Source organism: Pseudomonas sp. 9_2_1, from assembly GCF_059295275.1.
Window position 1 is genome coordinate 5,449,852 of record NZ_CM181239.1, and the last position, 24,007, is coordinate 5,473,858.

General features: G+C 64.3%; 23 protein-coding genes. 14 read left to right on the forward strand and 9 right to left on the reverse strand.

Annotated features, from left to right (window positions below; translation table 11 throughout):
- Positions 1-49 precede the first annotated feature (49 nt).
- Positions 50-811 (reverse strand): DUF2076 domain-containing protein, encoded by a 762-nt coding sequence (locus AC5O5I_RS24750; RefSeq protein WP_172219905.1) that lies wholly within the window; start codon positions 809-811, stop codon positions 50-52.
- 166 nt (positions 812-977) lie between these two features.
- On the opposite strand from AC5O5I_RS24750, the gene AC5O5I_RS24755 reads away from it, so the two are divergent.
- Both AC5O5I_RS24755 and AC5O5I_RS24760 read left to right on the forward strand, forming a co-directional pair.
- Positions 978-1,634: a YciC family protein gene (locus AC5O5I_RS24755; RefSeq protein ID WP_172219908.1), complete on the forward strand. Its 657-nt coding sequence runs from the start codon at positions 978-980 to the stop codon at positions 1,632-1,634.
- A gap of 90 nt (positions 1,635-1,724) precedes the next feature.
- The gene (locus AC5O5I_RS24760; protein WP_372242408.1) at positions 1,725-2,249 is read left to right on the forward strand and encodes a hypothetical protein; all 525 of its coding nucleotides are present in this window, start codon (positions 1,725-1,727) and stop codon (positions 2,247-2,249) included.
- 22 nt (positions 2,250-2,271) lie between these two features.
- Here the strand turns inward: AC5O5I_RS24760 and hrpB are convergent, their stop codons facing one another.
- The gene (gene hrpB / locus AC5O5I_RS24765; protein ID WP_172285968.1) at positions 2,272-4,800 is read right to left on the reverse strand and encodes an ATP-dependent helicase HrpB; all 2,529 of its coding nucleotides are present in this window, start codon (positions 4,798-4,800) and stop codon (positions 2,272-2,274) included.
- Positions 4,801-4,916: 116 nt separating this feature from the next.
- Here hrpB and pmcY point away from each other — a divergent pair, with 116 nt between their 5' ends.
- Both pmcY and AC5O5I_RS24775 read left to right on the forward strand, forming a co-directional pair.
- Positions 4,917-5,336, forward strand: coding sequence for a periplasmic Zn2+ metallochaperone PmcY (pmcY, locus tag AC5O5I_RS24770; protein ID WP_172288953.1), 420 nt, complete (start codon positions 4,917-4,919; stop codon positions 5,334-5,336).
- A gap of 37 nt (positions 5,337-5,373) precedes the next feature.
- Positions 5,374-6,246, forward strand: a complete 873-nt coding sequence (locus AC5O5I_RS24775) for a cation diffusion facilitator family transporter (protein ID WP_494511722.1) — start codon at positions 5,374-5,376, stop codon at positions 6,244-6,246.
- A gap of 124 nt (positions 6,247-6,370) precedes the next feature.
- Here AC5O5I_RS24775 and AC5O5I_RS24780 read toward each other — a convergent pair whose 3' ends face one another.
- Positions 6,371-7,195 carry a DUF6515 family protein gene (locus AC5O5I_RS24780; RefSeq protein ID WP_494511723.1) on the reverse strand — a complete coding sequence of 275 codons (825 nt, stop codon included), beginning with the start codon at positions 7,193-7,195 and terminating at the stop codon, positions 6,371-6,373.
- Between the two features lie 393 nt (positions 7,196-7,588).
- Here AC5O5I_RS24780 and AC5O5I_RS24785 point away from each other — a divergent pair, with 393 nt between their 5' ends.
- Together AC5O5I_RS24785 and AC5O5I_RS24790 are read left to right on the forward strand one after the other, a co-directional pair.
- On the forward strand, positions 7,589-8,065 hold the full coding sequence (locus tag AC5O5I_RS24785; RefSeq protein WP_003249795.1) for an Lrp/AsnC family transcriptional regulator: 477 nt from the start codon (positions 7,589-7,591) through the stop codon (positions 8,063-8,065).
- Between the two features lie 54 nt (positions 8,066-8,119).
- Entirely contained in the window at positions 8,120-8,323 is a 204-nt protein-coding gene (locus tag AC5O5I_RS24790; RefSeq protein WP_003249787.1) for a DUF2788 domain-containing protein, read from the forward strand.
- Between the two features lie 88 nt (positions 8,324-8,411).
- On the opposite strand, the gene AC5O5I_RS24795 is transcribed toward AC5O5I_RS24790, so the two are convergent.
- From AC5O5I_RS24795 to AC5O5I_RS24810, 4 genes are all read right to left on the reverse strand, one after another.
- On the reverse strand, positions 8,412-9,050 hold the full coding sequence (locus AC5O5I_RS24795) for a pseudouridine synthase (RefSeq protein WP_494511724.1): 639 nt from the start codon (positions 9,048-9,050) through the stop codon (positions 8,412-8,414).
- A gap of 6 nt (positions 9,051-9,056) precedes the next feature.
- Positions 9,057-10,520, reverse strand: coding sequence for an AMP nucleosidase (amn, locus tag AC5O5I_RS24800; protein ID WP_172219922.1), 1,464 nt, complete (start codon positions 10,518-10,520; stop codon positions 9,057-9,059).
- A gap of 185 nt (positions 10,521-10,705) precedes the next feature.
- Entirely contained in the window at positions 10,706-12,358 is a 1,653-nt protein-coding gene (locus AC5O5I_RS24805; RefSeq protein ID WP_494511725.1) for an acyl-CoA dehydrogenase family protein, read from the reverse strand.
- 472 nt (positions 12,359-12,830) lie between these two features.
- Complete coding sequence (locus tag AC5O5I_RS24810) at positions 12,831-14,819, reverse strand: sensor histidine kinase (protein WP_172228168.1); 1,989 nt, start codon at positions 14,817-14,819, stop codon at positions 12,831-12,833.
- A gap of 265 nt (positions 14,820-15,084) precedes the next feature.
- Here AC5O5I_RS24810 and AC5O5I_RS24815 point away from each other — a divergent pair, with 265 nt between their 5' ends.
- From AC5O5I_RS24815 to AC5O5I_RS24830, 4 genes are all read left to right on the forward strand, one after another.
- Positions 15,085-15,882, forward strand: coding sequence for a hydroxymethylpyrimidine/phosphomethylpyrimidine kinase (locus AC5O5I_RS24815; protein ID WP_494511726.1), 798 nt, complete (start codon positions 15,085-15,087; stop codon positions 15,880-15,882).
- 13 nt (positions 15,883-15,895) lie between these two features.
- Entirely contained in the window at positions 15,896-16,519 is a 624-nt protein-coding gene (gene thiE / locus AC5O5I_RS24820; protein ID WP_172228172.1) for a thiamine phosphate synthase, read from the forward strand.
- Between the two features lie 16 nt (positions 16,520-16,535).
- Positions 16,536-17,819, forward strand: coding sequence for a glutamate-1-semialdehyde 2,1-aminomutase (gene hemL / locus AC5O5I_RS24825; protein WP_172228174.1), 1,284 nt, complete (start codon positions 16,536-16,538; stop codon positions 17,817-17,819).
- Between the two features lie 240 nt (positions 17,820-18,059).
- Positions 18,060-18,605: a tetratricopeptide repeat protein gene (locus tag AC5O5I_RS24830; protein ID WP_172228176.1), complete on the forward strand. Its 546-nt coding sequence runs from the start codon at positions 18,060-18,062 to the stop codon at positions 18,603-18,605.
- Positions 18,606-18,608: 3 nt separating this feature from the next.
- Here the strand turns inward: AC5O5I_RS24830 and AC5O5I_RS24835 are convergent, their stop codons facing one another.
- Positions 18,609-18,935, reverse strand: a complete 327-nt coding sequence (locus tag AC5O5I_RS24835; RefSeq protein ID WP_041167902.1) for a DUF1820 family protein — start codon at positions 18,933-18,935, stop codon at positions 18,609-18,611.
- Between the two features lie 250 nt (positions 18,936-19,185).
- On the opposite strand from AC5O5I_RS24835, the gene AC5O5I_RS24840 reads away from it, so the two are divergent.
- Genes AC5O5I_RS24840 through lnt form a run of 4 tightly spaced genes read left to right on the forward strand, consistent with a single transcriptional unit; the run spans position 19,186 to position 23,041 of the window.
- Positions 19,186-20,184 (forward strand): PhoH family protein, encoded by a 999-nt coding sequence (locus tag AC5O5I_RS24840; RefSeq protein WP_172228178.1) that lies wholly within the window; start codon positions 19,186-19,188, stop codon positions 20,182-20,184.
- Positions 20,177-20,650: an rRNA maturation RNase YbeY gene (gene ybeY, locus AC5O5I_RS24845; RefSeq protein WP_172228180.1), complete on the forward strand. Its 474-nt coding sequence runs from the start codon at positions 20,177-20,179 to the stop codon at positions 20,648-20,650. The genes AC5O5I_RS24840 and ybeY overlap by 8 nt, the downstream gene beginning before the upstream one ends.
- 25 nt (positions 20,651-20,675) lie before the next feature.
- Complete coding sequence (locus AC5O5I_RS24850) at positions 20,676-21,515, forward strand: CorC family transporter (RefSeq protein WP_172228182.1); 840 nt, start codon at positions 20,676-20,678, stop codon at positions 21,513-21,515.
- Between the two features lie 8 nt (positions 21,516-21,523).
- Entirely contained in the window at positions 21,524-23,041 is a 1,518-nt protein-coding gene (lnt, locus tag AC5O5I_RS24855) for an apolipoprotein N-acyltransferase (RefSeq protein WP_172287929.1), read from the forward strand.
- A 125-nt stretch (positions 23,042-23,166) separates the two neighbouring features.
- Here lnt and AC5O5I_RS24860 read toward each other — a convergent pair whose 3' ends face one another.
- Positions 23,167-23,928, reverse strand: a complete 762-nt coding sequence (locus AC5O5I_RS24860) for a YdcF family protein (protein ID WP_172223876.1) — start codon at positions 23,926-23,928, stop codon at positions 23,167-23,169.
- Positions 23,929-24,007: the final 79 nt, after the last annotated feature.

The following is a 24,007-nucleotide window of genomic DNA, read 5'->3' on the forward strand; positions in this document are numbered from 1 at the left end:
CGGGGGCCGCCTGGCAGCCACCGGAAATGCCAGCAGTATGCCAGACCTGTCAGACGTACGAGTCATCGTCCGAGAAGAACCCACCACCATCGCTGCCATAATCGGTGTCGGCGTAACCACCCTGGTCATTGCCCCACCCACTATTGTCAGCCACTTGCTGCTGCCCGCCCTGGTCGTTCCAGCCGCCGCTGTCACTGGCCGGCAGGGGCTCTTCATTGACCACTTCAACCACCTCTTCCGGTTGCGAGTTGTGGTTGAACAGGCTGCTGATGCCCTGCGCCAGCAATACCCCGCCCGCCACACCGGCGGCGGTCTGCATGGCGCCACCCAGGAAGCTGCTGGCACCACCGCGCGCAGGGGCGGCGCCAAACCCCGGCTGCTGCGCCTGTGGCTGGGAAAAACCCGGTGCCGACGGCTCACGCCAACCACCGCCCGACGCCACCGCGGGTGCCGAAGGACGCTGCGGCTGCTGCACAGCCGGGGCAGCGCTACGCCCACCCGAACCAAAGATGCCAGACAGGAAGCCACCACCGCCATTGCTCGGCGCACTATTGGCAGCCTGTGCCGCCTCGGCCTGCGCGCGGGCCCGCTTCAGTTCGGCTTCCAGCTGTTTGTTCTGCTCGTCCAGGCGCTTGAGTGCGGCTTCCTGTACCAGGATCGCCTGGGCCATGTAGTAAGGCGCCGCCGGCTGCTGACGCAGGTGCCCCTCGATGCATGCCTGGGCCTGCGCATCACGCGGCTGCGCTGGGTCTTCGGCTTGCTTGATGCGGCCGAACAGGCCGTCGATCAGGGATTGTTCTTCAGTATTCATGGGGCGACCTCATGGGTAGCGGGACATCGGACAGGCTCAAAGATGGGGCGTGCAGGCGTAGGATTCAATAACCTGTGCCGTGAAACTTTTTTCAGCAAGTGACAGACGCGGGCCCGCTTTGGGCTAAAGTTATGCCCCTGTTTTTACTGCCATGCGATGTTGACCGATGAATCCGCTGAGCGTCCTGCGCGACTCCCTGTACTTCTTCCGCCGCCACCTGCCGAACATTGTCCAGCTGTGCCTGCCGCTGGTGGTGCTGGAGGCCTTGCTCACCCAACTGCTGTACCGGCAGATGGGCGACCAGGCATCGCCGGCCTACGGCATGCTGGTCAGTCTGTTGTTCTACCCGCTGTACAGCGCGGCACTGATCCTTTACCTCGACACCCGCAGCAATGGCCAGGAAATCGGCAAGCGCGACCTGTTCGCCCGGGCCCTGCAACTGTGGCCGCAACTGGCGCTGCTGATACTGATCAGCTCGCTGCTGATCATGGCCGGCCTGGCACTGTTCGTGTTCCCGGGGGTGTGGATCATGATCAACCTGGTGTTCGCCGAGTACCTGCTGGTGCTGCGCGGCCTGCCCGTGGTGCAGGCGATGCGCGAAAGCGCGCGCATGACCACCGGTCACTTCATGCGGATCATGATCTGCGTGGTGAGTGTGCTGGCGCCGATCTGGCTGATCGACGGGTTGTTGCTGATGGCCTTCCCCGAGCCATCGCCGGGCATGGAACTGGCCATGGACAGCCTCAGCGGATTCCTGCAGCTGTTCAGCACCGTGGTGCTGTTTCGCTTGTTCATGCTGCTGGAGGGCGAAACCGCCGGCTGACATGCCGCCAAAGGAAGCCCTTGACCATGCCTGCTGTTCGGAGGGCCCACTATGCTGGGCTCGCCTTTTCGAACCGATGGAGAACAGCAGGTGAACGTACCTACCATCCCCACCACGTGGGCTGACCAACTCGAAGTATTCCTTGGCACCCTGCATACCGTGCCGCCCGCTACCACAACGCCGTCTGCTGATCCCGAAAGAGCCGTTTACCGCAGCTATTTCGAAGACCGTGAGGGCAACGTCCTAGGTGGTCAAAGCGACTGGATCGTTGCGGGCAAGGAAAAGCCTGCCTACACCTTTCGCTTTCTGCTGCATTCAAGAAGCTCGGATCGATTGCACTTCATGATCACCGGAAGTGGGCCGGACCACGAAAAAAAGGTAGGCATCAGCCGCAATGGCTACCTGGGCCTTTATCAGGTCTCAACCGTCAGCGACTTCATCAAGATCGAACCCTTGGAGTGGTCAGAGAACGCAGTGCTGTGCCGCCTGCGCGACCATCTTGGCCACGCCGTCAAGGCGCGACACGATTCTGCAACCGATACCCCTCGATTCTCCTATTTGAACGCCCAGGCAGGTGCTGACACTCTTTTCATCCTGCAGCGTGTTCACAACTGACCCCCAACCAGACCTTGTGGTTTCAGGTCCCGCGAGGCTTGGCCCGTGCCGTAGCCTCGGCAACTAGCGGGTCATCCGGCCAGTAATGCTTCGGATAGCGCCCTTTCAGGTCCTTCTTCACCTCGGCATAGGTCGTGCGCCAGAAGTTGGCCAGGTCCTGGGTCACCTGCACCGGGCGACGCGCCGGCGACAGCAAGTGCAGTTTGACTTGCTGGCGGCCGTTGGCGATGCGCGGTGTGTCGGCAAGGCCGAACAGCTCTTGCAGGCGCACGGCGAGGATCGGCGGGGTTTCGCTGTAATCCAGGCGGATGCTGGAGCCGGACGGCACCGTCAGGTGCGCCGGGGCCTGTTCTTCCAGGCGCTGCGGCAGCGGCCAGGGCAACAGGTTGCGCAGCATCGACGGCAGGTCCAGCGCGGCGAAATGGCTGAGGCGGGACACTTTGCCCAAGTACGGCTGCAGCCAGTCTTCCAGGCTGGCGAGCAGGGCTTCGTCACCCAGATCGGGCCAGTCGCTGTGGCTTTCCTTGGCCAGGTCGAGCTGGCGCAACAGTGCCACTCGTGCCTGCCACTGCCGCAGTTCAGGCGTCCAGCTCAGCACGTTCAAGCCTTTGCGCCGCACCAGGCCAAGCAACGCCCGGGCCCGAGCCTGGTCGTCCAGGCCGGGCAGCGGCTCGCGGCTGAGCACCAGCTCGCCAACCTTGATCTGGCGCTCGGCACGCAACACCTGCTCGCGCTCGTCCCAATCCAGAATGTCGACCCGCTCGACCTGCTCGGCCAGCACGCCGTCGAGCAGGCCCGGGTCGAACTCGGCCGCCAGGTAGATCCGCTCCTCACGCTGGCCTTGCCGGCTACCGAGGTCGGCGATCACCAACCACGGGCACTTCATCAAGGCATCGACTTCGGCAAACAGCGCCGCACGGCCGTTGGCCAAGCGATACTCGGCACCGCCCTCGCGGCGCTGCTGGGCGACGCGGTCGGGGTAGGCCAGCGCCAGCAGCGCGCCCAGCCAACGTGGGTGATCCGGGTCAGCGACGGGCGCACCCGTTTTGACCCGCAGCAAGCTGCGGTACTGGCGCGCCAGCTGGCGGGCGCGCTGCACGCCACCCTGGCCGCCACGGGCAGCCTTGCTCTCGCCGCTGACCAGCGCCAGCCGGCTGTGCAGGTCGGCACCGCCGCCGCGCTGGATATCCCGCTCGCCCAACAACGCCGCCACGTCACAAGCCATCTGTGCCAGGCCCAGGTCCTGGCCACGCAATAACAGGTGGGCGATGCGCGGGTGGGCGGGTAGCTCGGCCATGGCCTGGCCATGTTCGCTGAGGTTGTCGCGGCTACCCGCCTTGAAGGCATTCAGCCGCGCCAGCAGGTCCTGGGCCTGGCCGAATGCGGCAACAGGCGGCTGGTCCAGCCAGCGCAACTGCTCGGGCGTAACGCCCCAACGCGCGAGTTGCAGGGCCAGGCCGGCCAGGTCGGCCTGAAGGATTTCGGCGCTGCCATGGGCGGCAAGCTGGTCATGCTGGGCCTCGGACCACAAGCGGTAGCACACACCCGGCTCAAGTCGGCCGGCACGGCCGGCGCGCTGGGTGGCGCTGGCGCGGGAAATGCGCTGGGTGTCGAGGCGGGTCATGCCGCTGCCGGGGTCGAAACGGGGCACCCGCGCCAGGCCTGCGTCGATCACCACGCGCACGCCGTCGATAGTCAGGCTGGTTTCGGCGATGTTGGTGGCCAGCACCACCTTGCGCTGGCCTTTGGGCGCAGGGTCGATGGCAGCGCGCTGGGCATTGAGGTCGAGTTCGCCATGCAGCGGGCACAGCAGAATCCCGGGGCGTTCGCCCAACGCCTCCTGCAGGCTCTGGTGCACACGGCGGATCTCGGCCTGGCCCGGCAGGAACACCAGCACACTGCCGGTCTGGTCAGCCAGCGCCTGGAGCACGCTATCCACCACCCGCGGCTCGATGAATTCCCCGGGCTGGAAGGGCCGGCCCCAGCGAATGTCCACCGGGTGCATGCGCCCTTCACTGCTGACCACCGGGGCATCGTCCAGCAGCCGCGACAGCCGCTCGCCCTCCAGGGTGGCGGACATCAGCAGAATCTTCAGCGGCGGGTCGTCACGCAAAAGCTCGCGCCCATTCAGGCTCAGCGCCAGCGCCAGGTCTGCGTCCAGGCTGCGCTCGTGATATTCGTCAAAAATCAGCAGGCCCACACCTTCCAGTGCCGGGTCGGCCTGCAGGCGACGGGTGAGGATGCCTTCTGTGACCACCTCGATGCGGGTTTTCGGCCCGACCTTGCTGTCCAGGCGGATACGGTAGCCCACGGTTTCGCCCACCTTTTCGCCCAGCTCGCTGGCCAGCCGCTCGGCAGCTGCCCGCGCCGCCAGGCGTCGCGGCTCAAGCATGAGGATGGTCTGCCCGGCCAGCCACGGCTGGTTCAGCAGCGCCAGCGGCACGCGGGTGGTCTTGCCGGCGCCAGGGGGCGCCTCCAGCACGGCTTCGTCGCGGTTTTCAAGGGCCTGGCGCAGGGCCGGCAACACGGCATCGATTGGTAAAGAAATCATGGTGGTCCTCGAACAGTCCGGCGAGTATAACGGCGAACCCAGCCTGCTCTATCATGGTCTTAGCAACAGGCGCAGGCGCTTCGCTTGCCCTGCTGAAGAACTTTTCGGAGATTTACATGCGCATCCCAACCCGCGTCATCGGTGGCGCCCTCATCGCCACCCTGCTGACCCAACTGACCGCCTGCGGCACCCTTTTCTACCCGGACCGTCGCGGCCAGATCGGCGGCAAGATCGACCCAGTGGTTGCCGCCATGGACGCCATCGGCATCCTGTTCTACGTGATCCCGGGCCTGATCGCCTTCGGCATCGACTTCGCCACGGGCGCCATCTACTACCCAGGCGGGCATACCGCACAGGTCGACCCGGGCAAACTGCGCGACGCCGTCGGCCCGGATGGCAAGGTCGACAACCTGAAGCTGCAGGCCATCCTCGAGAGCGAACTGGGCCAGCGCCTGCCGCTGAACGACCCACGGCTGATCCAGCACCGTGGCAGCGTCGAGCAGCTGGCCAGCCTGGGCCTGGTGCCCGCCGCCTGAACCACAAGGGCACTGAGCACAAGGACACTGACCACGGATGAGCACCACCCCGGCTGAACACCAGGGCCTGCTACGCCTGGCCACCCGCGCATCATTGGCGGTGGCCAGCATCCTGGTGCTGAGCAAAGCGCTGGCCTGGTGGCTGAGCGGCTCGGTCAGCCTGCTGGCCGGGCTGACCGACTCGGCACTGGACGCTGTCGCCTCGTTTCTCAACCTGCTCGCCGTGCACTATGCGCTGCGCCCCGCCGACGATGACCACCGTTTTGGCCATGGCAAAGCAGAAGCCCTGGCCGGCATGGCGCAGGCCCTGTTCATCGGTGTCAGTGCGGTGCTGATCGGGGTACAGGCGGTCGAACGCCTGCAGAGCCCGCAACCTTTGGGGGATACCGGTACAGGGATCGCGGTGATGCTGTTGTCGCTGGCGCTCACCCTGGCCCTGCTGGCGCTGCAGCACAAGGTCATCCGGCTGACCGGTTCAACTGCGGTGCGCGCCGACTCCCTGCACTACCGGTCGGACCTGCTGCTTAACAGCAGCATCCTGCTGGCCCTGCTGCTGGCACGCTTTGGCTGGCCGCAACTGGATGCGCTGTTCGGCCTGGGCATCGCGTTCTATATCCTCTGGAGCGCGTTGCAGATTGCCCGCGAAAGCACGGCCATCCTGATGGACAAGGAACTGCCCGGTAATGTCGGCGAGGCCATGGCCGCACTGGTGCTGGCCATCCCCGGGGTGAAAGGCGTGCATGACCTGCGTACGCGGGTGTCGGGCAACCAGTGGTTCGTGCAGTTGCACCTGGAACTGCCGGGGCAGCTGCCGCTGCATCAGGCACATGAGCTATGCGTCGAGGCCTCAAGGGTAATCCGCCAGCGTTATCCCCAAGCGGATGTGATGGTGCACGCGGATCCTGTGTAAACCTGCAAGGACGCTATCGCCGGCAAGCCAGCTCCCACAGGGCCTGCACCGGCCTCGATGCATGCACAATGCCGGTGGGAGCTGGCTTGCCGGCGATAGCGCCTGGGCAGGCCGTACACCTCGATCAGTTGATGCTGTACCCCCGCCCACTGAAGCAGGCGCCCAGCGCGCGGCGATAGTTATCGGCCACATTGACCGGCGGCGCATACGGCGCTGTCGCCGGGTCGAACCCTGACTGGCTGACCGCCCAGCGATGGCACTGGTAGCGGTCCTGGTCCTGCTGCTCCTGGCCCTGGCCGTACATGGGGTAAGCCACCACGTCATAACCACCGCTCGCCACCGGCGGTGGCGCTACGGCAGGTGGGTTGACCACCACGTACTCGCGGCTGTCGGCCATGTACTGGTAATAGGTATCGGCCACCAGGAAAAACAGCGCCCCGCCCAACCACACTTCACGGGCATAGGACGGCAGGTACTCCACCCTTACTCCATAAGGCGGCGCCACGACGATGTATCGGCCACCGTGCGGACGGTACCAGTAGCCACCGGAATAAAAGTACTCCTGCCCGCGATAAGGCACTTTCCAGTAGCGATCCGCAAAGCGCTCCACAGTCTGCCCCGGACGGTACTGCGGCCCAGGCCCCCAGCCATTGCCATGGCCATCCGGGCGCCCCTGCCAGTCCCCGCCGGGCCGTTGCCCCGGGCCACCTGCCTGCCAGTGGTGGTCATCGCCGTGACGGCGCGGAATGTCCTGGTAATACCCCTGCCGTGGCGGCTGGGTCTGGCGTACCTCGTCGCGCGAGTTCAGCGAACGACCGGGCCCACCCTCCCCTTGCACCTGCTGGCCGTGTTCGCCATGCCCCTCGCCCGGCCCTTCGGCCAGGGCCCCGAGGCTGATGCTCAAACCCAGCAAACCAACACCTGCCAACTGCCAGATGCGCGACTTCATGTTGTGCCTCGCGGTATATGAAACGGCCTGCCGCCAGTCTACCGCGCCTGCATCCCCGGCGAATGAAATCGCAGCCATGAAAAAAGGGAGGCCGCAGGGCCTCCCTTCAGGAATTGTCGTCCGTGCTCGGCGCTTGTGGCGCCGGCTCACCTCACACCGTCTTCTGGAAGGTGTGTAGCCCGGGGGCCTGCAGATCCTGGTTGGATGGCTGGCCGCGACCGCCCGTCTAGAGCGCGTCGCCGTGGACTGATGTCCGGGCAGTGATTCTGTTGATAAAGATACCGGACCCACTGCGACACAGGATTGCGAAGATTGCTCAGATAAATAGCACTTGCGCAATTTTTAACCCTGGATTGATAATTCGCCGCAATCTGAACAGAAAAGGCAAATGCCATGAGCAAACTTGACCGCTACGACCTGAGCATCCTCGCCGAACTGCAGCGCGATGCGCGCATTTCCAACCAGGAACTGGCCGAACGCATCGGCCTGTCGCCTTCGCCGTGCTCACGTCGGGTCAAGCAATTGGAAGACGACGGCTACATCTCGCGTCAGGTAGCCTTGCTCGACCGCAAGAAGCTGGGCCTGAGCCTGACCGCCTACGTGCTGATCGGCATGGACCGCCATACCCCTGAACGCTTCGAAACCTTCGAGGCGGCCATTCGCAACTTGCCGCAGGTGCTCGAATGCAGCCTGGTGACCGGCATGGATGCTGACTACCAGCTGAAAGTGGTGGTGCCGGACATGGACCACTATCAGAAGCTGCTTCTGGGCAGCCTCACCCGTATCGAAGGCGTTACCAGCGTACGGTCGAGCTTCGTGCTCAACCAGGTACTGGCCAGCACCGAGCTGCCATTGACCCACCTGCGCTGATTGCCTGCGCCCGCTGGCGTATAATCGGCTGCTCAGCCTGCCCGGAGAACAACGATGGATCCCGCCGTATTCGAAGAATGGATGATGATCATCCTGGTCACCGTGTTGATCGGTTTCATGGGGTTCATCGTCTGGGACCTGGCGAAAAAGTCCAAGGCGGGCAAGTTCGGGACGCTGATACTGTTCTTCGTGTTGGGCCTTGGGGTACTGGCCTTTATCATCAAGAGCGTGGTGGTGGGGTTTCTCGAAGGGGTGTAGGGGCTTTGGAATGCCGCGAGCGCTTTGCGCTCCTTTCGCGACACCAGGCCGCTCCTGCAAGGGATCGCACGATGCCTGGGCTTGCGATCTAACGCTGCAGTTTCGCCGGGACTTCGCGCCAGCAGCCCTGCTCCAGCCCATCCAGCGCCCAGTCGCCAATCCGTACCCGCACCAGGCGCAAGGTGGGCAGCCCTACCGCCGCCGTCATGCGCCGCACCTGGCGATTGCGCCCCTCGCGAATCACCAGTTCCAGCCAGTGGGTCGGCACACTTTTGCGAAAGCGTACCGGCGGGTTGCGCGGCCACAGGTCTGGCGCTTCCAGGCGCCGCGCCTCGGCCGGCAAGGTCGGGCCATCGTTCAGTTCCACACCGTCGCGCAAGCGCTGCAACTGCTCGTCACTCGGCTCGCCCTCTACCTGCACCCAGTATGTCTTGGCCAGCTTGTGTTTGGGGTCGGCAATACGGGCCTGCAGGCCGCCATCGTTGGTCAGCAGCAGCAGGCCCTCACTGTCGCGGTCCAGCCGCCCGGCCGGGTACACGCCCGGGATGTCGATGAAGTCCTTGAGGGTCGCGCGCCCTTCTCCGTCGCTGAACTGGGTAAGCACGTCGAACGGTTTGTTGAACAGTATCAGGCGCGGCTCGGCCGGTGGCGCCTTGGCCTGGCGACGCGGGCCGGCGGCAGGCCGCGCCTGGGGGCGGCGCGGCTTGTTACGGGGTGGCAGTGACATGGATCCTCAGCGGAACGGCGGCTCATCGAAGCTGCGCAGTTTACGCGAGTGCAGCGAGTTGAGCTCGGTGCGCAGCAGGTCGAGGGCAGCAATGCCGATTTTCAGGTGCTGGCTTACCGCTCTGTTGTAGAACGCGTTGGCCGAGCCAGGCAGCTTGATCTCGCTGTGCAACGGCTTGTCGGAAACACACAGCAAGGTGCCGTATGGCACGCGCAAACGGTAACCCTGGGCCGCGATGGTGCCGCTTTCCATGTCCACCGCCACGGCACGCGACAGGTTGATCAGCGGCCGCTCCTGGGCCCAGCGCAGCTCCCAGTTGCGGTCGTCGTAGGTCAGCACGGTACCGGTGCGCAGGCGCTTCTTCAGCTGCTCGCCGCGTTCGCCGGTCACCTGCGCGGCGGCCTCCTGCAAGGCCAGCTGCACTTCGGCCAGGGCCGGGATCGGAATGTTCGGTGGTACTACCCGGTCGAGAATACCGTCGCGGCGCATGTAGGCGTGCGCGAGTACGTAGTCGCCAATGGTCTGCGACTGCCGCAGGCCGCCACAATGACCGATCATCAGCCAGCAGTGGGGACGCAGCACGGCTAGGTGGTCGGTGATGTTCTTGGCGTTGGACGGGCCGACACCGATGTTGACAAGGGTGACGCCATCGCCGTCGGCGGCGATCAGGTGGTAAGCGGGCATCTGGTAGCGGTGCCAGACCACGCTGGCCACCAGCGCCTGGGTTTCGCCGTGATCCATGGCTTTTTCGATCACCACGTTGCCCGGCAGCACCATGCGCACGAAGCGCGGGTCGTCACGCAGCTGTTCAAGGCCGTGGCTGATGAACTGGTCGACATAACGGTGATAGTTGGTCAGCAGGATCCATGGCTGCACATGGCGCCAGTCGCTGCCGGTGTAGTGCACCAGGCGACGCAGCGAGAAGTCGACGCGCGCGGCATCGAACAGCGCCAGCGGCAAGGTATCGGTGCTGTCCCAGTCATACAGGCCATCGGCGATATTGTCGGTGGCGGCAGACAAGTCGGTGCTTGGGAACACCCTGGCCAATTGCGCGGCGGTGATGCCGCTGCCAGCCAGCTCGTCGCCTTGGTCGACCACGTAGGGGTAAGGAATGTTCTGTTCACTGACGCCAACCTCTACCGTGACGGTGTAGTCGTGCATCAGCGGGCGCAGTTGCTCCAGCAGGTAGCCACGAAATGCCGCTGGCTGGGTGACGGTGACGCTGTAGGTGCCGGCCACCTGAACCTTGGCGTAGGCGCGCGTTGTAGCCGCGACTTCGCCGTGGCTGAAGTAGGTCAGGCGCAGCGCCGGGTAGCGGAACAGGTCACGCTCTTCGGCGTCCGGCTCGGTACGGTCCTTCAGGTAACGCTTCAGGGCCTGGCTCAGGGCCCCTGTGGCCTGTTCGTGCAGGGCCGCCAAACGGTCGACGGCCTGTTCGGGAGTATCAACGACTACAAAAGCGTGGCTCACACTGTGCTTCCTGTCTGGACATGCATGTGAAGCATCTTGCCTGCGTTTCGTGGCAAATACATCCCCGGTGGTCAGTCCCGGCCTCATCGCCGGCACGCCAGCTCCCACAGGAACTGCAGAGCATTCGACACCGGTGCACTACTTGTGGGAGCTGGCTTGCCGGCGACAGGGCCCTCACAGCCCACTCAACCTGGCCAGGTGGGTGTTGCCCTGGCCACCAGGGCCTGCACATCAACACCGCGCGGCAACGCCCCGTACACCCGCCCACCACCCGCCAGCCGGCTACCAATGAACGCATCACTGACCAACGCATTGCCCGCCTCCAGCAACAGCTTGGCCTGCAATGCCAAGGCAATATCCTCGGTCAGCTGCCGCGCCCGGTACTGCATGTCGCCCGTATCGGCAAATGCCCCCTTCAGGTTACCGATATGCGCCGCCAACCGAGCATCACCGTGCCCATCGCCCAATTCGGTGAACAAGGCATCGAGCACACCGGGCTCCTTGGACAACGCCCGCAGCACATCCAGGCACTGCACATTGCCCGAGCCCTCCCAGGTCGAGTTGACCGGCGCCTCGCGGTACAACCGGGGCAGGATGCTGTCTTCCACATAACCCGCGCCGCCCAGGCACTCGGCGGCCTCGTTGATCATGGCGGGTGCGCGTTTGCAGATCCAGTACTTGCCCACCGCGGTGACCAGCCGGGCAAAATGCGCCTGCTGCGGGTCGTCCAGTTGCTCAAGCGCCTGTCCCATGCGCAGGCTCATGGCCAGCGCAGCCTCGCTTTCCAGGGCCAGGTCGGCCAGCACGTTCTGCATCAGTGGCTGCTCGCTCAGTGCCCGCCCGCCGACCTTGCGGTGCGCGCAGTGGTGAGTGGCCTGGGTCAGGGCCTGACGCATCAACGCGCTGGAACCCACCATGCAATCGAAGCGGGTCATGGCGACCATTTCGATGATGGTCGGCACCCCACGTCCTTCTTCGCCGATCATCCACGCCAGCGCACCGCGGAACTCCACTTCGCTGGAGGCGTTGGAGCTGTTGCCCAGTTTGTTTTTCAGGCGCTGGATATAGAACTGGTTGCGGCCGTCATCGGGGCGATGGCGCGGCAGCAGAAAGCAGCTGAGGCCTTTCTCGGTCTGCGCCAGGGTCAGGAAGGCATCGCACATGGGCGCCGAGCAGAACCACTTGTGGCCCACCAGTTCGTAGGGCTGACCGGGACCCGCGATGCCCACAGGGTAAGCCCGCGTGGTGTTGGCGCGCACATCGGTGCCACCCTGCTTCTCGGTCATGGCCATGCCCAGGGTGACTCCGGCCTTGTGCCGGTCGCCGATGTTGCGCGGGTCGTACTCGCAGGCGAGGATTTTCGGCAGCCAGTATTCGGCCAGGTCCGGTTGCAGGCGCAGCGCTGGCACGGCGGCGAAGGTCATGGTCAGCGGGCAGCCGGTGCCGGCTTCGGCCTGGCTGTGCAGGTAGGTCATCGACGCCCGTGCCACATGGGCACCTGGGCGGGGCTCGGCCCAGGGCAAGGACGGCAGGCCGTGTTCGACGGCGGTGCGCATCAGCTCATGGTAGGCCGGGTGGAATTCGACCAGGTCGATGCGGTGGCCGTAGCGGTCGTGGCTGCTGAACTCGGGTTTGTGTGCGTTGGCGAGGAACCCCGCCTGCATCAGCGGGCCACCGGCCAGCGCCCCGTAGGCATCGATCCGCGACTCGGCCCAACCGGCGCCAAAGCGCCGTGACCATTCCTGCAGCGGCAGGTCGTGGCGGTACAGGTTGGCACCGTCGAGGGGTGGCGGCTGATTGGTGACCTCGTGGGTTTCAGCGTACTGGTGCAGGTTCATCGGGGGCTCCTGGATCCGGGTAGGCTTGAGAGAACCAGTGAAGCACTGCCTGCGGGGTTGGCAAAGTGGCATTCGTGACTAAAGGTGTGGTGGTGGGGGCAGGGGTTGAGGTGGTGTGGGGGATGGTAGGCGTCTGTCTTGGGCATGTGTCAGGGCTGACAGGTGTTCGCCTTGAACAGGCATCAGGGCTGGCAGGCGTTCGCCACAGCACATTCAGCGCCTGTGAGATCGAGCGCCGCCCGCGCGGCGCATCGCCGGCAAGCCAGCTCCCACAGCTGTTTCGGGCCAGTTATTCCTGCCTCCTCCGCACTCGCGCCCTTGGTGCATGGCTGGGGATTGCAGAAAAGCACAGGCGACACTTTCAATATCAAAGGGAACAAACAAGGCGGGCAGCGATGAATCACAGGAGGGACTGGCCCGAAACAGATGTGGGAGCCGGCTTGCCGGCGATGCGCCGCGCGGGCGGCGCTCGTCAAAGCGAACGCCGCGCCTGCAGAATCGTCGAGCTGACCTGCACCTGCGAAACCGCCATGTTCAAACTCAACTCGAACCGGCTCCCCAGCCCGCGCGTCGATTCATGCGCCAACCGCGCCCCGAGCAGCTCTCCCATCTGCCGGCAAATCGACAACCCGATCCCCAACCCGCCATAGCGCCGGGTCATCGAGCCATCCACCTGGAAGAACCGCTGATACAAGGTCGACTGCTCCAGGTCATCAAAGCCGATGCCACTGTCACTGACGGTAAAGGTCAACGCCAGATCGCCCGGCCCCATCCGGCGACCGCGCACCTGGATCATCACCCCACCCTGATGGGTGAACTTCAGACCGTTATCTACAAGGCACCCCAGGCAGCGCGCCAGCTTCTGCCCATCGCCCATCAGCCCATCCGGCAGATCGGCCGGAATGTCCAGGCTGATATACAAGCCTTTGCCCAAGGCCTGTCCGGCATAACCTGCGCGCAGGCTCTGCAGCATTGTTCGCAAGCTGAACGGCGCCGGCTGCGCGCGCAGGCGGCCGGCTTGCAGCTCGGAGAGCGTAAGAATGGCATCGACCATGTCCATCATGCCCTGCGCCGACCCCACTGCCGTACGATGGTACTGAGCCATCTCGGCCTCCATCGGCAGGGTGTGCATCAGCTCCAGCGAGCCGATCACGCCATTCATCGGGGTGCGCAATTCATGGGTCACGCTGGCCAGGAATTCGTCCTTAAGCCGGTTGCTGCGTGCCAGTTGCAGGTTCAACTGTTCCAGCGTGCGCCCGGTCTCACGCAAGGTCTGCGCCTGCTGCTCACGCAGGCTGTTGATACGGTCGGCCAAGGCCAGCGACAGCAGTGCTACTTCCAGCGCCGAACCCAGCTGGCTGGCATACATGGTGATGAACACGTTCGGCAGATAGCCCAGCACCATCAGGGTGTTGACCAGGCCACCCAGCAGGAACGCCGTCCAGGCGATGATGAACCAGCGCGCCACGCGCAAGCCGCGCCACCAGGCGAACAGCCCGGCGCTGAAGATGCTCACGGTGAACAGCAACGCCAGCAATGTAGCCATCCGCAGGGCAGTGCCGTAGGGCATGCTCACCGCCAGCACCATGACCAGCGCCCCGCCCAGCATCAGCAACTGCAGCAAGCGGTCGAAACCCCGGCTGATGTTGCCCAGTTGCAGAAAGTGCCGCGCGAACTGGCAGCCGAACAGGCCTGCGGCACCGATGAACAAGGGTGTCGAGGCATTCGCCCACCATGGGCTGTCGGGCCAGAAATAGGCAACGCCCGCACCGTTCACCGAGACCTGATAGAACCCGAACGAAGCGATATAGAGGATGTAATAGAGGTAGCTGATATCCCGCACGCTGAGGTAGATGAACAGGTTGTACACCAGCATCACCAGCAGCACGCCATAGATCATGCCCAGCACATACAGGCGTGTGGGTTGATCTTCCAGATAGGCCTCAGGCGACCACAGCGCCAGCGGTGCCTGCACGGAGCCCTGGCTGTGCAGGCGCAGGTAGGCGGTGGTGACCTGGCCAGGCGGCAGCTGCAACTGGAACAGGTAGTTGTTCTGCCGTATCTGCCGGCTGGCGTAAGGCAAGGCATCACCGGTGCGCTGGGCCAGGCGGTAGCCACCCTGGCGATCAGGCAGGTATAACTCGAGGTGATCGAGGGGTGGGTAGGCCAGTTCCAGCAACCACTGGCGCGGGGCGGCGCCGGCCTCGGCGAGGGGACGCAGATCGACCTTGAGCCAGAACACCGAAGTGGAATAACCGGCGTTCAGTACCTCCTGGTGATGGGCGCGAAAGTTCTTGCCGAACCCCGGGGCGCTGACCTGGGCGATGCTGGCACTGCCGTCGAGGTCTTCATAGACCTGCAGCGCCTTGCCCAACGGAAGGTGCCGGGTAGCGTTGTCGAAATCGACCGCTCCGGCCAGCACGGGCAGCAAGCCCAGAAGCACAATCAGCAAATAGCGCATACAGCCCCAGCATGGCCTGTCCGGTCGCGTCGCGGTTGCCTCCCATCCGTTTGAGACGACGTGATCCGGCAGAACCCGTTTGTCGAGTTATCCGAGCACTCTAGCATAGCTTCGCAACCTGGCAATCGACCATATCAAAAAACAATGAAAAGGCTCTAGAACAATACTTTCAGAAGAAAATCAAAAATAAATCTGACCGATTGATCAGCAAAACTCATTTGTAGGACGATCCGTCCAAACAGGTTTGGTGGTAAGCTCGCCGACCATGAATACCTACAGCTCCCGCCCCGTTGTCCTCTGTCTCTCCGGCCACGACCCAAGTGGCGGCGCCGGCCTGCAGGCAGATATCGAAGCCCTGATCGCCCAAGGCTGTCATGCTGCGCCTGCAGTGACCGCCCTGACCGTGCAGGATACCGTCAACGTTTCCGACTTCCGTGTGCTCGACCGCGAGTGGGTGCTGGCCCAGGCCAACGCCGTACTGGCCGACTCCACGGTGGCCGCCGTCAAGCTGGGCATGCTCGGCTCGATCGACATGGTCGACACCGTCGCCGAACTGCTGGCCGCCCACCCGCACCTGCCGCTGGTCTGCGACCCGGTGTTGCGTGCCGGTGGTGGTGGCCGGCTGGGCAAGGACGAAGTGGGCTACGCCCTGCGCGAACGCCTGCTGCCGCTGGCGACCATCGCCACGCCCAACCTGCCAGAAGCGCGCATCCTCGCCGAACTGCCAGACGGCACGGCTGACGAGTGTGCTGAAAAACTCCTGCGGTTCTGTAGACACCTGCTGATTACCGGTGGTCACGGCGAAGAGCACGAAATTCACAACCGCCTGTACACCCAGGACGGCCAGCAGTACACCTGGAACTGCCAGCGCCTGCCTGGCAGCTACCATGGTTCGGGCTGCACCCTGGCCAGCGCCCTGGCCGGCCGCCTGGCACTCGGCGAGCAATTGCAAAGCGCTGTGCGCACTGCCCTGGACTACACCTGGCGCACCCTGCGTGACGCCGAGCAGCTGGGCAAGGGCCAGTTCGTGCCGCGCCGCCTGCCCCTGGATTACTGTTCCTGATTCGAGGCCTTCAATGACGCTACGCGGTCTGTATGCCATCACCGACAGCCAGCTGCTCGCCGGCCGTTTCCTGTCCCATGTCGAGGCGGCCCTGGAAGGCGGCGTGTGCCTGCTGCAGTACCGCGACAAAAGTGACGACGCGGCGCGCCGCCTGCGCGAAGCCGAAGGGCTGATGAAGCTCTGCGAGCGCTATGGCACCCAGCTGCTCATCAACGATGACGCCGAACTGGCCGCGCGCCTGGGCGTCGGCGTGCACCTGGGGCAAACCGACGGCCCGCTGACCCCGGCCCGCGCCCTGCTCGGCCGCCAGGCGATCATCGGCTCCACCTGCCACGCAAGCCTCGACCTGGCCGCTCAGGCCGCCAGCGAAGGCGCCAGCTATGTGGCCTTCGGCCGCTTCTTCAATTCCGTCACCAAGCCGGGCGCCCCTGCTGCCAACGTCGAACTGCTGGAGCAGGCGCGCGCCCAGGTGAAACTGCCGATCGCGGTGATCGGCGGCATCACCCTCGACAACGCCGCCCCGCTGGTCGCCCACGGCGCCGACCTGCTGGCGGTGATCCACGGCCTGTTCGGTGCCGACAGCGCGCAGGAAGTCACCCGCCGCGCCCGCGCCTTCAATGCCTTGTTCGCATCCTGATTCGAGAGAACCTTCCATGTCCCGTTCCGAAGCCCTGTTCGCCCAAGCCCAGAAGCACATCCCCGGTGGCGTCAACTCGCCGGTCCGCGCTTTCAAGAGCGTCGGCGGCACGCCGCTGTTCTTCAAGCATGCCGAAGGCGCCTACGTCGTTGACGAGGACGACAAGCGCTACGTCGACTACGTGGGCTCCTGGGGCCCGATGATCCTCGGCCACGGCCACCCCGAGGTGCTCGATTCGGTACGCAGGCAGCTGGAGCACGGCCTGTCCTACGGCGCGCCGACCGCCATGGAAACCGAAATGGCCGACCTGGTCTGCTCGATCGTGCCTTCAATGGAAATGGTCCGCATGGTCAGCTCGGGCACCGAAGCCACCATGAGCGCCATCCGTCTGGCCCGTGGCTACACGGGCCGCGACGCCATCATCAAGTTCGAAGGTTGCTACCACGGTCACTCCGACAGCCTGCTGGTAAAAGCCGGTTCCGGCCTGCTGACCCAGGGTGTGCCGAGCTCTGCGGGCGTGCCGGCGGACTTCGCCAAGCACACCCTGACCCTGCCGTTCAACGACATCGCTGCAGTCGAGAAGACCCTGGCCGACGTCGGCCAGAGCGTGGCCTGCATCATTGTCGAGCCAGTGGCCGGCAACATGAACTGCGTACCACCGGCGCCAGGCTTCCTTGAGGGGCTGCGCGAACAGTGCGACAAGCATGGCGTGGTGCTGATCTTCGACGAAGTGATGACCGGTTTCCGTGTCTCGCTCGGCGGCGCCCAGGGCCACTACGGCATCAAGCCCGACCTGTCGACCTTCGGCAAGATCGTCGGCGGCGGCATGCCGGTCGGCTGCTTCGGTGGCAAGCGCGAAATCATGGGCTGCATCGCCCCGCTAGGCCCGGTCTACCAGGCGGGCACTTTGTCGGGCAACCCGCTGGCCATGGCCGCAGGCCTCACTACACTCAGGCTGATCAGCCGCCCGGGCTTCCACGCCGAGCTGACCGACTACACCAGCCGCATGCTCGACGGCCTGCAACAGCGCGCCGATGCCGCTGGTGTGCCGTTCGTCACCACCCAGGCGGGCGCCATGTTCGGCCTGTATTTCAGCGGTGCCGACGATATCGTCACCTTCGAAGACGTGATGGCCAGCGATGCCGACCGCTTCAAGCGCTTCTTCCACCTGATGCTTGACGGTGGCGTGTACCTGGCGCCGAGCGCGTTCGAGGCGGGCTTCACTTCCATTGCCCATGGTGACAAAGAGCTGCAGATCACCCTGGATGCGGCGGAAAAGGCTTTTGCTGCCCTGAAGTGATGGTTAGCCTGCACCAGCCTCTTCGCGGGTGAACCCGCTCCCACAGCTTATGTGGTGTAACTTGTGGGAGCGGGTTTACCCGCGAAGAGGCCGGTACAGGCAATAATTATTCATGCACAATCAGCTGACTTCCCCAACCAAGCAGAAATTCGAGTAAAACTTTGTAAGGTTGGCGCTGCTTATCCCATAATGTGCCACCAGAGACATTGGCCGCAGCTTTGCAGAGGTAAGTCGATCCCCATGAACCGCACCGGCCGCGCCCTGACACTGGGCTGCCTGTTGCTTCTTCAGCCCCTGCTGGCCCTGGCGGAGGGCGGTAACTCTTTGCTGATTCCGGCAACGGGCCGCTGCACCTTGAATGTTCAGCCTGAAGACCTGGCAAACGCCCTCAAGGCCTGCGAGCAGACGGCGACGACGGGGGATGCCCAGGCGCAGTTCGAACTGGGCGAGTTCTACTACACGCAAACGCCAAAAAACCTGAACAAGGCGCTGGACTGGTTCCAGAAGGCCTCGCTGCAGGGGCACGCCCAGGCGCAATACCGCCTGGGGGCGATGTTCTTCCACGGCGAAGGGGTCAAGGCCAACAACGTGCAGGCCTACATCCTGCTGAAGATGGCGGCGGTGAACGGCGCCGAAGATGCTCTGGACATGGCCGACGAAGTGACCGAGCAAATGCCCCGCGACGAGCTGGAGCATGCTACCCAGGTGCTCGGCCAGATCTTCCGCAAGTACCTGCTGGAACTGCAGAACGCCGAAGGCCGCACGCCGTTCTCGCCACTCCCCTGAGGGTTATTTTTCCGGCATCGGCATCGGGAACGGCATCACATTGCCGCCGCCCTTGGCCTCGCTGATCTTTGCCGTGCCCAAGCGCTCCACTTCATCGATGCGCACGATCGAGTGCATCGGCACGAAGCTGCGGATCACCCCCTCGAACTGGTTCTTGAGCTTTTCCTCGCTCGGGTCTACCACCAGTTGCGAGCGCTCGCCGAAGACGAACTCCTCGATTTCCAGAAAGCCCCACAGGTCGCTCTGGTAGATCTGCTTGGCATACATCTCGAAGACCTGCCCCTGGTTGAGGAAGATCACTTTATAGATGGCAGGTTCGCGTTTGCTCATGTCTGGCGGGATAACACATGCGTAAGAAAAGGAGCGCATCATAGCAGTGCCGGCCTCTTCGCGGGTGAACCCGCTCCCACAGGTTCTCCACCGGCCTTGAAAACGGCGCAGTACCTGTGGGAGCGGGTTCACCCGCGAAGAGGTCGGAACAGGCAGTACATACCGTTGAACGTTTCAGTGCTTTCGCCACTGCCATTCAAGGGTTATTCTTGAGATCAACTCCATCGCCGTCGAGCGGCTAAAAACGACCTTGAACGCACCCATACAACCCCATCGTTTCATCCTCGAACCTTTCGAGGCCCACCGTTTCGCCAACTTGTGCGGCCAGTTCGACGAGCACCTGCGCCTGATCGAGCAACGCCTGGCCATCGAGATCCGCAACCGCGGCAATCAGTTCGAACTGATCGGCGAACCCAAGACCACCTCCGCAGCCGAACAGCTGCTGCGCCGTCTCTACCGCGAGACCAAGGCCACCGACCTGTCGCCGGAAACGGTCCATCTGTACCTTCAGGAGTCGGCCGTCGAGAACATCGACAACCCGGCCGTCAACGAGGTCAGCGTGTCGCTGCGTACGCGCAAGGGCAATATCCGCCCGCGCGGGCTCAACCAGCAGCGCTACGTGAAGGAAATCCTCGGAAACGACATCAACTTCGGCGTCGGCCCGGCCGGTACCGGCAAGACCTACCTGGCCGTTGCCTGCGCCGTGGATGCGCTGGAGCGCGAGCAAGTGCGCCGTATCCTGCTGGTGCGCCCGGCGGTCGAGGCGGGTGAAAAGCTCGGCTTCCTGCCCGGCGACCTGGCCCAGAAGATCGACCCGTACCTGCGCCCGCTGTACGACGCCCTGTACGAAATGCTCGGCTTCGAGCACGTGGCCAAACTGATCGAACGCCAGGTGATCGAGATTGCCCCGCTGGCCTACATGCGTGGCCGCACCCTGAACAACAGCTTCATCATCCTCGACGAAAGCCAGAACACCACGCTGGAACAGATGAAGATGTTCCTCACCCGGATCGGCTTCGGCTCTACCGCCGTCATTACCGGCGACATCACCCAGGTCGACCTGCCACGTGGTACCAAGTCGGGCCTGGCGCACGTCATCGAAGTGCTGAAGGACGTTCCGGGGATCAGCTTTACCCACTTCCAACCCAAAGATGTGGTTCGTCACCCACTGGTGCAGCGCATTGTCGAGGCCTATGACCGCTTCGAAAGTCGCCAGGCCAACCCCGAGGCGCCCGGCAAAGATGCTTGAACTTGACCTGCAACGGGCCACGGATGCTGCCGCCCCGGATGACACCGCCTTCCGCCGCTGGTGCGAACTGGCCCTGCGCCAGCGCAGCGCCGACTCGGAAATGACCATTCGCCTGGTCGACGAAGCCGAGGGCCGCGAGCTGAACCATACCTGGCGGCACAAGGACTACGCGACCAATGTGCTGTCGTTCCCGGCCGACGTGCCCGACGAGCTGCTCGATATCCCGCTGCTGGGCGACCTGGTGATCTGCGTGCCGGTGGTCGAGCGCGAAGCCGCTGAACAAGGCAAGTCACTGGAGGCGCACTGGGCGCACCTGGTCATCCACGGTTGCCTGCACCTGCTTGGCTACGACCACATCGACGATGACGAAGCCGAGGAAATGGAAAGCCTGGAACGGGAATTGCTGGCAGAACTGGGTCACCCCGACCCGTACGCCGACGATGAAACCGACTCACTCACACACTGATACACGAAGGATCACGAGAACCGCCATGAGCGAAGATCGATCGAGCAACGGGCAAAAGTCCTGGCTGGGTAAACTGACCCAGGCTTTTGCCCATGAGCCGAAAAACCGCCAGGAGCTCCTTGAGCTGCTGCGCGAAGCCCATCAGAACAAACTGCTGGACAGCGAAGCGCTGACCATTGTCGAAGGCGCCATACAGGTGGCCGACCTGCAGGTGCGCGACATCATGGTGCCGCGCTCGCAGATGATCAGCATCAAGGCCAGCCAGTCGCCGCGCGAATTCCTGCCGGCAGTGATCGAGGCCGCGCACTCGCGCTACCCGGTCATCGGCGAAAGCCACGACGATGTGCTCGGCATCCTGCTCGCCAAGGACCTGCTGCCGCTGATCCTCAAGGAAAACGGCGACAGCTTCAACATCAAGGACCTGCTGCGCCCGGCCACCTTCGTGCCCGAGTCCAAGCGCCTGAACGTGCTGCTGCGCGAGTTCCGTGCCAACCATAACCACATGGCCATCGTCATCGACGAATATGGCGGTGTGGCCGGCCTGGTCACCATCGAGGACGTGCTCGAGCAGATCGTCGGTGATATCGAGGACGAGCACGACGTCGAGGAAGACAGCTACATCAAGCCGCTGCCAAGCGGTGACTTCCTGGTCAAGGCACTGACCCCGATCGACAACTTCAACGAGTTCTTCGACAGCGAGTTCTCCGATGATGAGTTCGACACGGTCGGCGGCCTGGTGATGAGCGCCTTCGGCCACCTGCCCAAGCGCAACGAAACCACCGAGATCGGTTCGTACAAGTTCCGTATTCTCAACGCCGACAGCCGGCGGATACACTTGCTGCGCCTGACCCCGATTACCCGTTAAGGACAAACATGCGTTGGCTCACCCGCCCCGGCTGGCCCGGTAACCTGCTGGCCTTGGCGGCCGGCGCTTCCACCCTCCTGGCCCTGGCGCCATTCGATATCTGGCCGCTGGCCATCTTGTCGATTGCCATGCTCTACCTTGGCCTGCGCGAGCTCAGCCCGCGCCAGGCCATGTGGCGTGGCTGGTGGTTCGGCTTCGGCCTGTATGGCGCCGGCACCTGGTGGATCTACGTCAGCATGAACACCTACGGCGGTGCCTCGCCGCTGCTGGCAATCCTGCTGTTGCTGGCGTTCTTCGCAGCCCTGGCGTGGTTTTTCGCCCTGCCGACCTGGTTGTGGGCACGCTGGCTGCGGCGCAACGAAGCGCCATTGGCCGATGCCCTGTGCTTCGCCGCCCTGTGGCTGCTGCAAGAGGCGTTCCGCGGCTGGTTCCTGACCGGTTTCCCCTGGCTTTATGCCGGCTACAGCCAGCTGGATGGCCCGCTGGCCGGCCTGGCGCCGCTGGGTGGCGTATGGCTGGTGTCCTTCACCCTGGCCCTCACCGCCGCCCTGCTGTGCAACCTGCATCGCCTGCGCGCCCGCCCGTCGTTTCTGGCTGTCGGCTGCCTGTTGCTGCTGGCGCCTTGGGTACTGGGCCTGGCGCTCAAGGGCCATGCCTGGACCAAGCCGGCTGGCGACCCTCTCAAGGTTGCGGCTATCCAGGGTAACGTCGAGCAGGAAGTCAAATGGGACCCGGCGCACATTGACGCGCAGCTGGCGCTGTACCGTGACCTGAGCTTCAGCTCCAGGCCGGTCGACCTGCTGATCTGGCCGGAAACCGCAGTGCCGGTGCTGAAGGACCAGGCCCAGGGCTACATCGACGTGATGGGCCGGTTCGCCGCCGAGCGGCATTCGGCGCTGATCACCGGCGTGCCGGTGCGTGAAGTGGTGCACCACCAGCGCCGCTACTACAACGGCATTACCGTTACCGGCGAGGGCGATGGTACTTACCTCAAGCAGAAACTGGTGCCGTTTGGCGAATACGTGCCGCTGCAAGACATGCTGCGGGGTGCCATCGAGTTCTTCAACCTGCCCATGTCGGACTTCGCCCGCGGGCCGGAAGACCAGCCGTTGCTGCAGGCCAAGGGCTATCAGATCGCGCCGTATATCTGCTACGAAGTGGTCTACCCCGAATTCGCAGCCGGCCTGGCAGCGCGCAGCGACCTGCTGCTGACCATCAGCAACGACACCTGGTTCGGCACCTCGATCGGCCCGTTGCAGCACCTGCAGATGGCGCAGATGCGCGCCCTTGAAGCCGGCCGCTGGATGATCCGCGCCACCAACAACGGCGTCACCGCGCTGATCGACCCGTTTGGCCGCATTACCACGCAGGTGCCGCAGTTTCAGCAGGCGGTGCTGTATGGCGAGGTGGTGCCGATGCAGCAACTGACGCCGTACCTGCAATGGCGCTCGTGGCCGCTGGCCATCGTTTGTGTGCTGCTGCTGGGGTGGGCGCTGCTGGCCGGGCGTATTGCCAAGACTGTGTGAGTTTTCCTGTACCGGCCTCTTCGCGGGTGAACCCGCTCCCACAGGTACACCGCAGGCCATGGGTTTGTGCGGTCTCTGTGGGAGCGGGTTCACCCGCGAAGAGGCCGGTACAGGCAACACAAGGCTCAATAGAACAACCGGTACCCCACCAGCCCCACCACTTCATTGAACAACTGCCCGCTCTGCCACATCGCCCGGCTCTCGGGCAGCAAGCCGGCGAACGGCCGGGCATGATCGCGTCCAAGGAAACCCACCGGCGCCGGTACCACCTCGAACCCCGCCTGCTCGAAGCTCCAGCGCGAGCGCTGCATGTGCCAGGCCTGGGTCACCACCACCACCCGGCGAATGCCCAACGGCTGCAGTACCTGCGCCGTCAGCCGGGCGTTTTCCCAAGTAGTGCGGCTACCCTCTTCCTGCCACTTCACCGCCACGCCGAAGTCAGCCTGCAACCGGTCAGCCATCAGCCGTGCCTCGCTCGGCGGGGTGCCATAGTGCAACCCGCCACTGGTCAGCACAGGCAAGCCCGAGGCCTTGGCCAGCTGCGCGGCAAAGCGCATGCGCTCCAGGGCGGTGGCCGTGGGCTGGTCGCTGCCGCCCCAGGCCGGGTCGCCGCGCTCACGGCCCGCGCCCAGCACCACAATTGCATCCGCCCGGCTCGCCAGGCCCGCCCAGTCAGCCACCGGCAGCGGCGGCTCGGCTTCCAGCCTGCGAGCGGTTTCCTGCACCACCAGTGGCAGGCTCATCAGCCACAGCCCGCCCAGCCCCACGGTAAAGCACAGCGCCGCCAGCCGGGGCCGCCGCGCGCGCAGCCACCAGGCCGCAAGCAGCAGCAGGAACAGGATGCCCGGCGGCATCAACCATTGTTTGATGAAGAATCGGATTGGCATCGGCTACACCTCCTTGGCAGGCGTGCAGCCTAGAAGGATCGACACCGGTCAACAAGGGTGTGGCCGGTGCCGATCATAA